Genomic DNA, 12,554 nt, shown 5'->3' with positions numbered 1-12,554 from the left:
AGCCATGACTAAGATTGTTGCAGTAACCGCATGTCCTTCTGGCGTTGCGCACACCTATATGGCAGCCGAAGCGCTGGAAAGCGCAGCCAAAGCCAAAGGCTGGGAAGTAAAGGTTGAGACTCAGGGTTCGATTGGTCTGGAGAACGAACTGACCGCAGCGGACGTGGCGGACGCCGATATGGTGATTCTGACGAAAGATATCGGCATCAAGTTTGAGGAGCGTTTTGCGGGTAAAACCATCGTCCGCGTCAACATCAGCGATGCGGTGAAACGTGCCGACGCCATCATGAACAAGATTGCTTCACATCTGGCGCAAACCGCTTAATGTTATTTTGCCGGATAAGGCGTTCACGCCGCCATCCGGCAATCGTACCCACAGGAGTTCCTCATGACCACTCGTATTCAACGCCTCAAAGCCGCTCTGTTTCAAAACAACCGTGAAATTTCGCTTGAGCGCGCGCTGCTCTACACCGCCAGCCACCAGCAGACGGAGGGAGAGCCGGTTATTCTGCGTCGGGCTAAAGCGACCGCGTACATCCTTGAGCATGTTGAAATTTCGATTCGTGATGAGGAGCTGATTGCCGGGAACCGTACCGTTAAGCCGCGTGCGGGTATTATGTCGCCGGAAATGGATCCTTACTGGCTGCTTAAAGAGCTGGATCAGTTCCCGACGCGTCCGCAGGATCGCTTTGACATCAGCGAAGAGGATAAACGCCTCTATCGCGACGTGCTGTTCCCGTACTGGGAAAAACGGTCGATGAAAGATTTCATCAACGGGCAGATGACCGATGAGGTGAAGGCTGCCGTCAGCACCCAGATTTTTAGCGTTAACCAGACGGATAAAGGGCAGGGGCATATCATTATTGATTACCCACGCCTGCTGAACCACGGGCTGGGCGAATTGCTGGCGCAGATGCGCCAGCACTGCCAACAGCAGCCGGAGAATCATTTTTATCAGGCCGCGCTGTTACTGCTTGAAGCGTCGCAGCGGCACATTCTGCGCTACGCGCTGCTGGCGGAGAAGATGGCGGAAAGCTGCCCGGATGCGCAGCGCCGTCAGGAGCTGCTGACCATTGCCGCTAACTCCCGTCATAACATGCAGCACAGGCCGCAGACCTTCTGGCAGGCGTGCCAGTTGTTCTGGTACATGAATATCATTTTGCAATATGAATCCAACGCCAGCTCGCTCTCGCTGGGACGTTTTGACCAGTATATGCTGCCGTTTTACCAGGCCTCGCTGACTCAGGGCGAAGCCCCGGCATTCTTAAAAGAGATCCTTGAATCGCTGTGGGTGAAATGTAATGACATCGTGCTGCTGCGTTCCACCAGCAGCGCACGCTATTTCGCCGGATTCCCGACAGGGTATACCGCGCTGCTAGGCGGGCTGACGGAGAATGGACGCAGCGCGGTGAACGTGCTTTCGTTCCTCTGCCTTGATGCGTATCAGAGCGTGCAGTTGCCGCAGCCGAACCTTGGCGTGCGCACCAACGCGCTGATTGATACCCCCTTCCTGATGAAGACGGCGGAGACGATTCGCTTCGGCACCGGCATCCCGCAGATCTTTAATGATGAAGTGGTGGTGCCCGCGTTTCTGAACCGTGGCGTTTCGCTGGAAGATGCGCGTGATTACGCTGTGGTGGGCTGCGTGGAGCTGTCGATTCCCGGCAGAACCTACGGCCTGCACGATATCGCCATGTTCAACCTGTTAAAAGTGATGGAAATCAGCCTCTACGAAAACGAAGGCAACAGCGTGCTGACGTATGAAGAACTGCTGGCGCATATTCGCGCCAAAATCAGCCACTACATCACGCTGATGGTGGAAGGCAGCAATATTTGCGATATCGGCCATCGCGACTGGGCACCGGTGCCGCTGCTCTCTTCGTTTATCAGCGACTGTCTGGACAAGGGGCGTGATATTACCGATGGCGGCGCGCGCTATAACTTCTCCGGCGTGCAGGGTATTGGCATCGCCAACCTGAGCGACTCCCTGCATGCGCTGAATGGGTTAGTGTTTGAGCAGCAGCGCTTAAGTTTTGACGAACTGCTGTCGGTATTAAAAGGCAACTTCGCCACCCCGGAAGGCGAGAAAATTCGCGCCAGGCTGATCAACCGCTTCGAAAAATACGGCAACGATATTGATGATGTGGATAACATCAGCGCTGAATTGCTGCGTCATTACTGCAAAGAGGTGGAGAAATACCAGAACCCGCGCGGCGGGCAATTTACGCCGGGTTCCTATACCGTCTCCGCGCACGTGCCGCTGGGGTCGGTGGTGGGAGCGACGCCGGACGGTCGTTTCGCCGGGGAACAACTGGCGGACGGCGGTCTGTCGCCGATGCTGGGCCAGGATATGCAGGGGCCGACGGCGGTACTGAAATCGGTAAGTAAACTGGATAATACGCTGCTGTCGAACGGCACCTTGCTGAACGTGAAGTTTACCCCTGCGACCCTTGAAGGGGAGGCGGGCCTACGCAAGCTGGCGGATTTCCTGCGCGCGTTTACCCAACTCAAGCTGCAACACATCCAGTTTAACGTGGTGAATGCCGAAACGTTGCGCGAAGCGCAGCAGCGTCCGCAGGATTTCGCCGGACTGGTGGTGCGCGTAGCGGGCTACAGCGCCTTCTTTGTCGAGCTGTCGAAGGAGATTCAGGATGACATCATTCGCCGCACCGCGCATCAGTTGTGAGGTGATGGAGTCGCGTGGCGATGAGGTCGCGCGCATCTTCAACATTCAGCGCTATTCACTGAATGACGGACAGGGAATTCGCACGGTGGTCTTTTTTAAAGGCTGCCCGCATACCTGCCCGTGGTGCGCCAATCCTGAAGCTATCTCCCCACGTATTGAAACGGTGCGGCGGGAGAGTAAATGTCTGCACTGTGCGCCGTGTCTGCGCGATGCTGACGAATGTCCTTCTGGCGCGTTTGAGCGTATTGGCCGCGATATCACGCTGGATGAGTTGGAACGCGAAGTGCTGAAGGATGATATCTTCTTTCGTACCTCCGGCGGCGGGGTGACGCTCTCCGGCGGTGAAGTGCTGATGCAGGCGCCTTTCGCCACCCGTTTTTTACAGCGCATGAGGCGGCTGGGGATTCAGTGCGCCATTGAAACCGCAGGTGATGCCCCGGCCAGCCGCCTGTTGCCGCTGGCAAAGGCGTGCGATGAGGTATTGTTCGATCTCAAAATAATGGATGCCGTTCAGGCGCGCGAGGTGCTCAATTTGAATCTGCCGCGCGTGCTGGAGAATTTACGGCTATTAGTTAGTGAGGGGATCTCTGTGATTCCTCGGCTGCCGTTGATTCCGGGCTTTACGCTCAGCGCAGAGAACTTACAGCGCGCGCTGATGTTGTTGACATCATTAGGCATAAAGCAGGTACACCTGCTACCGTTTCATCAGTACGGCGAACCGAAATATCGTCTGCTGGGGCAGCCGTGGTCGATGAAGGATGTCCCTGCCCCGTCGGCGCAAGAGGTGGCGGCATTGCGTGAAATAGCAGAACGTGCCGGATTTCAGGTAACCACAGGGGGTTAACATGGCAGTCGCACCTGTACGACATCTGGTGGCAGTGACCGCTTGCGTGAGCGGCGTGGCGCATACCTATATGGCTGCCGAACGGCTGGAAAAGCTCTGCCAGCAGGAGAAGTGGAGCATTAAGATTGAAACCCAGGGGGCGCTGGGAACTGAAAATCGCCTGACGGAAGAGGATATCAGCCGCGCCGATGCGGTATTGCTGATAACCGATATTGAACTGGCGGGCGTGGAACGATTTACCCAAAGCCGCTACGTCCAGTCGGGCATTAGCGCTTTTTTGCGGGAACCTCAGCGGGTGATGAGCGCGGTGCGTAAACTTCTTTCAGCGCCGCAGCATACCCATCTTATTCTGGAGTAGTCTTCTTTTCCGTCAACTGGCTGTGATACTGCCGACGATACTCTGACGGAGAACGCTCTGTATTTTTGCGAAACAGGCGGCAGAAGTAGTTGCTGTCGACAAACCCACAGGTGTGAGCCACCTCTTTGACCTTCAGATCGTAACCCTTCAATAGCGTTTTGGCGTGTTCCAGCCGCGTATGGTTCAGGTATTCGTTAAAGCCGATGGCACCCGTTTTCTGAAACAGGTGCGAGAGGTAATTCGGCGAGATATAAAACGCCTGCGCCACCGACTCACGGGTTAACGGCATGGCGTAATTTTCGTCGATATAGTCGCGAATGGCTTCGAAAAGTGCCTGGCTACGCGAGGCCGTTTGAATCTGACTGCCCAGCAAATCGGCGCAGTGGCTCAGCAGGCTGGCGACGATAAGGCGAGCGGTTTGCTGTTCTTTCGGCTGCATTTGCATCTCGTGCAAGGTTTGCAGAAGGAATGAACCAATACGAGGTCCCCGGCGCGCGACGTGTTGTTTGGCCAGGTTATGCAACTCAGCGCCATCCCAGTGAGTGACGCTGAAACCGAGTTGTTGCTTACCGAATAGTACGCTCAGCATAGTGACAGGTTTCTGCCATTGCGGGGCGTTCCAGCCGCCAGCGGGGATGTAAAGCACATCCTGTTCGCTCATCAATGACGTCTCTCCATTGATGCCCATATCTGTCAGCGTTCCTTCCAGCACAATTTCCAGACGCGGGAAATCCACCTGTAACGCTGAGGCGGGTGCAGGACCAGTGGCGGTGGCAAAACAGATGTACCGCAGAGGTGTCTGGCCGCTAATCAGGCGGGTAAGCAGATGGCTGACGTCGTAATTCATGGTTTCCTTTTCCGTGCGCGCGAACCGCTCAACCTTAACTGGCGGCATAAAAAAAGGCCACACAATGTGTGACCTTTTACGCCTGTCTGTGAGGGTTAGCCGGTATTACGCATACCTGCCGCTACGCCTGCGATGGTGACCATCAGCGCCTGCTCTACGCGGCGATCCGGCTCTTTACCTTCCTCTTCCGCTTTACGGGAACGGTGCAGCAACTCAGCCTGCAGCACGTTCAGCGGGTCGGTGTAAATATTACGAAGCTGAATAGACTCAGCAATCCACGGCAGGTCGGCCATCAAATGGGAGTCGTTGGCGATCGCCAGAACCACGTTGATATCGGCTTCGAGCAGTTTACGCAGCTCGCTGCCCAGTGCCCACAGTTCTGGTTTCACCAGACGCTGGTCGTAGTATTCCGCCAGCCACAGATCCGCTTTGGAGAAAACCATCTCCAGCATACCAAGACGGGTTGAGAAGAATGGCCAGTCGCGACACATGGCTTCCAGCTCGCTCTGTTTGCCGTCTTCTACCACTTTTTGCAGTGCCGCGCCCGCACCCAGCCAGGCTGGTAACATCAGGCGGTTTTGCGTCCAGGCGAAAATCCACGGAATGGCGCGCAGAGATTCTACGCCGCCGGTCGGACGGCGCTTGGCCGGGCGTGAACCGAGAGGCAGTTTGCCCAGTTCCTGCTCTGGCGTCGCAGAGCGGAAGTACGGCACGAAGTCTTTGTTTTCACGCACGTAGCCACGATACAGATCGCAGGAGATATCTGACAGCTCGTCCATGATGTGACACCAGGACTCTTTCGGCTCCGGCGGAGGCAGCAGGTTGGCTTCCAGAATGGCGCTGGTGTACAGCGACAGGCTGCTGATGGTCACTTCCGGCAGACCGTATTTGAAGCGGATCATCTCACCCTGTTCGGTCACACGCAGGCCACCTTTCAGGCTTCCCGGTGGTTGTGAAAGCAGTGCCGCATGGGCCGGGGCACCGCCACGACCAATCGAGCCGCCACGGCCGTGGAACAGCGTCAGTTCAATGCCCGCTTTCTCGCAGGTTTTGATAAGCGCGTCCTGTGCCTGATATTGCGCCCAGGATGCGGCCATCACGCCCGCGTCTTTTGCGGAGTCGGAATAGCCAATCATGACCATCTGTTTGCCCTGAATAAAGCCGCGATACCAGTCAATGTTCAGCAATTGGGTCATCACGTCGTTGGCATTGTTCAGGTCGTCGAGGGTTTCAAACAGCGGTGCAACCGGTAGGGCATAGTCGATACCGGCTTCTTTCAGCAGCAGGTGAACACCCAGCACGTCGGATGGGGTCTTCGCCATGGAGATCACGTAGGCGGCTACCGATCCTTTCGGGGCATCAACGATCGCTTTGCAGGTCCGGAGAACCTCGAGGGTTTCATTGCTCGGCTCCCAGTTACGCGGTAGCAGAGGACGCTTGGAGTTCAGTTCGCGGATCAGGAAAGCCTGCTTATCGGCTTCGGACCAGCTTTCATAATCGCCGATACCCAGGTAACGGGTCAGCTCGCCCAGCGCTTCGGTGTGGCGGGTGCTCTCCTGACGTACATCAATACGCACCAGCGGCACGCCAAAACATTTCACGCGGCGCAGGGTATCGAGAAGTTCGCCATTAGCGATGATGCCCATGCCGCATGCCTGCAGCGATTTGTAACAGGCATATAGCGGTTCCCATAGCTGTTCGTTCTGGCTCAGCAGACCTTCTGGTTTCGGCAGTCGTTGGCCTTTCAGGCGGGCTTCCAGCCAGGCCTGCGTTGCCATCAACTGGCCGCGCAGTTTTTTCATCAGGTAACGATACGGTTCCTGCGCGCCTTCAGCACCGGCCAGCTCGCGAAGCTCGTCGGTACATTCGACCATCGAGAGCTCAGAGATCAGCAACTGAATATCTTTCAGGAACAGGTCGGTCGCCTTCCAGCGGCTCAGCAACAGGACGTGACGGGTAATGTCTGCGGTGACGTTCGGGTTGCCGTCGCGGTCGCCGCCCATCCAGGAGGTAAAGCGTACCGGTACGAAATCGACCGGTAACTTGTAATTCAGGTTCTCTTCAAGCTGTTCGTTGAGCTCGCGAAGATAGTTAGGCACACCTTCCCACAGGCTGTTTTCCACCACCGCAAAGCCCCATTTGGCTTCGTCGACCGGGCTGGGACGGTGTTTACGGATTTCATCGGTATGCCAGGACTGCGCAATAAGCTGGCGCAGACGGCGCATCAGTTGATGGCGCTCATAATCGGCGATATCGGTATTATCCAACTGCTTTAAGCAGTTGTTCACTTCCACCATTTTATGGATCAGCGTACGGCGGGTGATCTCTGTCGGGTGGGCGGTCAGCACCAGCTCCAGCGACAGCGATTCGACGGCTTGCTTGATGGTCGCTTCGTTGAGATCGGGTTGGTCTTTCAGTTTACGCAGAGTACGAGCAATCACTTCCGGGTTGCTTGCAGCTTCGCCTTTTGGCGAAATGCTGTGGTATTGCTCAGCGGTGTTGGCAAGGTTCAGAAACTGGCTGAATGCGCGGGCAACCGGCAACAGTTCATCATTGGACAGGTTTTGCAGCGTATTGAGCAGCTCCTGACGACTCGCTTCATTACCAGCACGTGAAGATTTGGACAGCTTACGGATTGTTTCGACCTTATCAAGAATGTTCTCTCCCAACGCATCCTTGATGGTATCCCCCAGCAGCTTGCCGAGCATACTGACATTACTACGCAAAGCGGAATATTGTTCGTTCATGTTAACCCAGACACCCCATCTCATTTTATTTTGTTATATCCACCGTCCTGCAACGTGAAACGGATAGATATCAGACACCGCCTTTTATAAAGCCACGTAAAACCCACGACGTCAATTGCGGCGAAATCGGTTCAGCAAACGAATAAATGGCGTGAATTTACGAAATTTAATTCGCTTGCCAGCTAATAAGCGTTGCTTATGGAATTGTGAACAACGTCACTCTATTTTATCCTCACTCCGAATGTGGTTAATCGGAGTGAGGTGGTGACATATCAATGCCAGCAGAAGTGATGAACCACCTGTGTGATTAACTCACGGGTGGGTTTAATAAAGCGGGTCTCAAGATATTCATCGGGCTGATGAGCCTGATTGATTGATCCTGGCCCCAACACCAACGTCGGGCACAGCGTCTGGATAAACGGCGCTTCGGTGCAGTAGTTCACCACTTCTGTTTCTACACCCAACAGTTTTTCGACCACGTCGACCAGTTGATGGTCCTGCGGGCATTCATAACCCGGGATCGGCGGATGAAGTTCAGAAACCGTCAGGCGACCTGGCCAGCGGCTGCTTACTGGTTCGAGCGCGTCATTGAGCAGGCCGTTCAGATCGTCGAGAGTCATACCCGGAAGCGGGCGGATGTCCATATGCAATTCACAGCAGGCGCAAATACGGTTGGAGGAGTCACCGCCGTGGATGCTGCCGAGGTTCAGTGTCGGATAGGGCACGGTGAACGCATCGTAGTGGAAACGCTCTTTCAGATTGTCGCGCAGTTGCAGAATATGGCCGATGGCGTCATGCATCAGTTCAATGGCGTTCACCCCGCGTGCGGGATCGCTTGAGTGGCCCGATTGCCCCAGTATGCGAATGGCGCTAGAGATATGGCCTTTATGCGCGCGGACCGGTTGCAGTGAGGTCGGCTCGCCGATGATGGCGCAATCCGGTCGCAACTGTGTATTTTCGGCAAAGTAACGCGCGCCTGCCATGCTGGTCTCTTCATCGGCAGTCGCCAGAATGTAGAGCGGCTTTTTCAGTTTCGTCACATCAACATCACGCAGCGCATCAAGAATGAAGGCGAAGAAGCCTTTCATGTCGGCAGTGCCCAGGCCGTAGAGCTTATTATCATGCTCGGTCAGGGTGAAAGGATCGCGCGTCCAGCGACCATCATCAAAGGGAACGGTATCGGTATGGCCGGTCAACAGAAGGCCGCCAGCACCCTCACCGATGCTGGCTAATAGATTAAACTTGTTGCGTGTGCCGGGGACGGGTTGCACTTCAACCTTGAACCCGAGGTCGCCAAACCATCCAGCAAGCAGATTGATTAAAGAAGCATTGCTTTGATCAAGGGCTTCTTCCGTTGCGCTGATAGACGGAGTGCCAATCAGGGCGCGGTAAATCTCGATAAATGGTGGCAAATTCATTTTCATTGTTGACATACCTGAGTTCGTGATAGTATCAATATTCATGCATTAATAGTGAATAAAAATACATTAATGCTGAGCGTAAAGGAACCCATTCGGCGCCTTTACAGCGCGACGTGGGATTGATGCCGAATCACTCCCTGGCAAACATGACGTACTAAGAAGGTAGACTGCCCCGATGTTGAACACATTAATTGTGGGTGCCAGCGGTTACGCCGGCGCAGAGCTAGTGACCTATGTAAATCGCCATCCTCATATGAACATAACCGCTTTGACGGTTTCAGCGCAAAGTAATGATGCAGGAAAATGGGTCTCTGATTTACATCCGCAGTTGAAAGGCATTGTCGACCTGCCGTTGCAGCCGATGTCGGATATCAGCGAGTTCACCCAAGGTGTGGATGTCGTGTTTCTGGCGACGGCGCATGAAGTGAGCCACGACCTGGCGCCGCAATTCCTCGCAGCGGGCTGCGTGGTTTTCGACCTGTCTGGTGCGTTTCGTGTTAACGATCCCGCGTTCTATGAAAAATTCTATGGCTTCACTCATCAGCATCCGGACCTGCTTGCGCAGGCAGTGTATGGCCTGGCGGAGTGGAGTGCGGATGCGCTGAAAGAGGCGAATCTGATAGCCGTGCCGGGCTGCTACCCAACGGCAGCGCAACTCTCCCTTAAACCGCTGATTGATGCGGGCGTGCTGGATCTCAACCAGTGGCCGGTCATTAATGCGACCAGCGGCGTGAGTGGCGCAGGGCGTAAAGCTGCTATCTCGAACAGTTTCTGTGAAGTCAGCCTGCAGCCGTATGGCGTGTTCAATCATCGTCATCACCCGGAAATCACTACCCATCTGGGTGCTGAGGTTATTTTTACCCCGCATCTGGGTAATTTCCCGCGCGGCATTCTGGAAACCATTACCTGCCGTCTGAAACCTGGCGTAACACAGGCGCAGATCGCGGAGATTTTCCAACAGGCTTATGGCGATAAACCGCTGGTGCGTCTGTACGATAAAGGTGTTCCGGCGCTGAAAAATGTGGTTGGCCTGCCGTTCTGTGATATTGGTTTTGCCGTGAAGGACCAACACCTGATTGTCGTGGCCACCGAAGATAACTTATTAAAAGGCGCGGCTGCGCAAGCAGTGCAGTGTGCCAATATTCGTTTCGGCTACGCTGAAACCCAGTCTCTTATCTAATTGAGTGCAGGCCTGATGATGAATCCATTAATTATTAAACTCGGCGGCGTACTGCTGGATAGTGAAGAAGCGCTGGAGCGTCTGTTTACCGCGCTGGTGAATTACCGCGAGTCGCACCAGCGCCCGCTGGTGATTGTCCACGGCGGCGGCTGCGTGGTGGATGAGCTGATGAAACAGCTCAACCTGCCGGTGAAAAAGAAAAATGGTCTGCGCGTGACCCCGGCCGATCAAATCGACATTATTACTGGCGCACTGGCTGGGACGGCGAACAAAACCTTGCTGGCCTGGGCGAAGAAACATCAGATTGCCTCTGTCGGCCTGTATCTTGGCGATGGTGACAGCGTGAAAGTGACGAAACTGGATGAAGATCTGGGCCATGTCGGCCTGGCGCAACCGGGTTCACCGAAACTGATTAACACGCTGTTGGACGGTGGTTTCCTGCCGGTGATCAGCTCTATCGGCGTGACGGATGAAGGCGAACTGATGAACGTCAACGCAGATCAGGCGGCGACGGCACTGGCGGCAACGCTGGGCGCAGACCTGATTCTGCTCTCTGATGTGAGCGGTATTCTGGATGGTAAAGGCCAGCGTATTGCCGAGATGACGGCGGCGAAAGCGGAGCAGTTAATCGCCCAGGGCATCATCACCGATGGCATGATTGTGAAAGTGAATGCGGCGCTGGATGCTGCGCGTACGCTGAATCGCCCGGTGGATATCGCCTCCTGGCGGCATGCGGATCAGCTACCGGCGTTGTTTAACGGTACACCGATCGGCACACGTATTCTGGCTTAAAATTTTCCCTGAACCCTCTCCTGAGAGGAGAGGGTGAGAGACAGGCAACACTAAACGAATTTAAGGAAGCATGTTATGGCACTTTGGGGTGGGCGTTTTACTCAGGCAGCAGATCAACGGTTCAAACAGTTCAACGACTCTTTGCGCTTTGACTATCGCCTGGCGGAGCAGGATATCGTTGGCTCTGTGGCCTGGTCCAAAGCGTTGGTCACCGTGGGTGTATTAACCAACGATGAGCAGCTACAACTGGAAGAGGCGCTGAATATCCTGCTGGAAGAAGTGCGCGCGAATCCGCAGCAGATCCTCGAAAGTGATGCCGAAGATATCCATAGCTGGGTGGAAGGCAAACTGATCGATAAAGTCGGCCAGTTGGGTAAAAAGCTGCACACCGGGCGTAGCCGTAACGATCAGGTCGCGACCGACCTCAAACTGTGGTGCAAAGACACGGTGGCTGAGCTGCTGACCGCAAACCGTCAGTTGCAAAGCGCGCTGATTGAAACCGCGGAAAATAACCAGGATGCAGTCATGCCGGGTTATACCCACCTGCAACGTGCGCAACCGGTCACTTTTGCCCACTGGTGCCTGGCTTATGTAGAAATGCTGGCGCGCGATGAAAGCCGCCTGCAGGATACGCTTAAGCGCCTTGATGTGAGTCCGCTGGGCTGTGGCGCGCTCGCAGGCACCGCTTATGAAATCGATCGTGAGCAGTTGGCAGGCTGGCTGGGCTTTGCATCCGCGACCCGCAACAGCCTGGACACCGTTTCTGACCGTGACCACGTGCTGGAACTGCTCTCCGACGCCTCTATTGGTATGGTCCATCTCTCCCGTTTCGCCGAAGACCTGATTTTCTTCAACACCGGTGAAGCCGGGTTTGTTGAACTGTCCGATCGCGTTACTTCCGGCTCATCCCTGATGCCGCAGAAGAAAAACCCGGATGCGCTGGAGCTGATCCGCGGTAAATGTGGCCGTGTGCAAGGCGCCTTGACCGGCATGATGATGACCCTGAAAGGTCTGCCGCTGGCCTACAACAAAGATATGCAGGAAGACAAAGAAGGGCTGTTCGATGCGCTCGATACCTGGCTTGACTGTCTGCACATGGCGGCGCTGGTGCTGGATGGCATCCAGGTGAAACGTCCGCGTTGCCAGGAGGCGGCACAGCAGGGTTATGCGAACGCGACTGAGCTGGCAGATTATCTGGTTGCCAAAGGCGTGCCATTCCGTGAAGCGCACCATATTGTTGGTGAAGCGGTAGTCGAAGCTATCGGCCAGGGCAAACCGCTGGAAGAGCTGGCGCTGGCGGATTTGCAGAAATTTAGCGCGGTGATTGCCGATGATGTCTATCCGATTTTGTCGCTGCAATCTTGCCTGGACAAACGCGCCGCAAAAGGCGGCGTGTCACCGAAACAGGTCGCTCAGGCCATTGCGGATGCGAAAAACCGGTTGGTTTGATTTGTGCGGGCTGGTGCCCTCACCCCGCCCTCTCCCACAAGGAGAGGGAGCAAACACTAAAAATGGCAACTTCGGTTGCCATTTTGCTTTTATCCCGGGCTTTTTTACGCAAAAAAAAAGCGGACCACGGGGTCCGCAAATGTTCACGTTGGCTTTAGTTGTTCAGAGAGAACGCGCAGTGGTATCAAGGGTAATGTCTCCCGCTGCGTTTCTTGAGCTAATTATTGAAC

At 55.1% G+C, this 12,554-nt stretch carries 10 protein-coding genes; 7 read left to right on the top strand and 3 right to left on the bottom strand.

Annotation, left to right across the window (positions count from 1 at the left end; translation table 11 throughout):
- Window positions 1-4: 4 nt before the first annotated feature.
- From ACS0RQ_RS26630 to ACS0RQ_RS26615, 4 genes are all read left to right on the top strand, one after another.
- The gene (locus ACS0RQ_RS26630) at window positions 5-325 is read left to right on the top strand and encodes a PTS fructose-like transporter subunit IIB (RefSeq protein WP_079498482.1); all 321 of its coding nucleotides are present in this window, start codon (window positions 5-7) and stop codon (window positions 323-325) included.
- 63 nt (window positions 326-388) lie between these two features.
- A complete protein-coding gene (locus ACS0RQ_RS26625) occupies window positions 389-2,686 on the top strand; it encodes a formate C-acetyltransferase (RefSeq protein WP_271850448.1) in 2,298 nt (765 codons plus the stop codon).
- The gene (locus tag ACS0RQ_RS26620) at window positions 2,652-3,530 is read left to right on the top strand and encodes a [formate-C-acetyltransferase]-activating enzyme (protein ID WP_271850447.1); all 879 of its coding nucleotides are present in this window, start codon (window positions 2,652-2,654) and stop codon (window positions 3,528-3,530) included. The genes ACS0RQ_RS26625 and ACS0RQ_RS26620 overlap by 35 nt, the downstream gene beginning before the upstream one ends.
- Window position 3,531: 1 nt before the next feature.
- Window positions 3,532-3,888, top strand: a complete 357-nt coding sequence (locus ACS0RQ_RS26615; protein ID WP_193794813.1) for a PTS fructose-like transporter subunit IIB — start codon at window positions 3,532-3,534, stop codon at window positions 3,886-3,888.
- Here ACS0RQ_RS26615 and ACS0RQ_RS26610 read toward each other — a convergent pair.
- From ACS0RQ_RS26610 to argE, 3 genes are all read right to left on the bottom strand, one after another.
- Window positions 3,875-4,735 carry a helix-turn-helix transcriptional regulator gene (locus tag ACS0RQ_RS26610; protein WP_271850446.1) on the bottom strand — a complete coding sequence of 287 codons (861 nt, stop codon included), beginning with the start codon at window positions 4,733-4,735 and terminating at the stop codon, window positions 3,875-3,877. The two genes, ACS0RQ_RS26615 and ACS0RQ_RS26610, sit on opposite strands and share 14 nt — an antisense overlap.
- Window positions 4,736-4,830: 95 nt before the next feature.
- Window positions 4,831-7,482 carry a phosphoenolpyruvate carboxylase gene (gene ppc / locus ACS0RQ_RS26605; protein ID WP_039077276.1) on the bottom strand — a complete coding sequence of 884 codons (2,652 nt, stop codon included), beginning with the start codon at window positions 7,480-7,482 and terminating at the stop codon, window positions 4,831-4,833.
- 272 nt (window positions 7,483-7,754) lie between these two features.
- On the bottom strand, window positions 7,755-8,906 hold the full coding sequence (argE, locus tag ACS0RQ_RS26600; RefSeq protein WP_271850445.1) for an acetylornithine deacetylase: 1,152 nt from the start codon (window positions 8,904-8,906) through the stop codon (window positions 7,755-7,757).
- Between the two features lie 172 nt (window positions 8,907-9,078).
- Between argE and argC the strand changes: the two genes are divergently transcribed.
- The 3 genes from argC (at window position 9,079) to argH (ending at window position 12,324) form a co-directional block, all read left to right on the top strand.
- Entirely contained in the window at window positions 9,079-10,083 is a 1,005-nt protein-coding gene (gene argC / locus ACS0RQ_RS26595; protein ID WP_271850444.1) for an N-acetyl-gamma-glutamyl-phosphate reductase, read from the top strand.
- A gap of 15 nt (window positions 10,084-10,098) precedes the next feature.
- Window positions 10,099-10,875 carry an acetylglutamate kinase gene (gene argB, locus ACS0RQ_RS26590; protein ID WP_271850443.1) on the top strand — a complete coding sequence of 259 codons (777 nt, stop codon included), beginning with the start codon at window positions 10,099-10,101 and terminating at the stop codon, window positions 10,873-10,875.
- A 75-nt stretch (window positions 10,876-10,950) separates the two neighbouring features.
- Window positions 10,951-12,324 (top strand): argininosuccinate lyase, encoded by a 1,374-nt coding sequence (gene argH, locus ACS0RQ_RS26585; protein ID WP_271850442.1) that lies wholly within the window; start codon window positions 10,951-10,953, stop codon window positions 12,322-12,324.
- The last annotated feature ends 230 nt before the right edge of the window (window positions 12,325-12,554 follow it).

Source organism: Phytobacter diazotrophicus, assembly GCF_052061655.1.
In the GTDB taxonomy this organism is placed as follows: Bacteria; Pseudomonadota; Gammaproteobacteria; order Enterobacterales; family Enterobacteriaceae; genus Phytobacter; species Phytobacter diazotrophicus.
The sequence above is the reverse complement of the archived record's forward strand: the minus strand, read 5'-3'. Positions and strand labels throughout refer to the sequence as shown.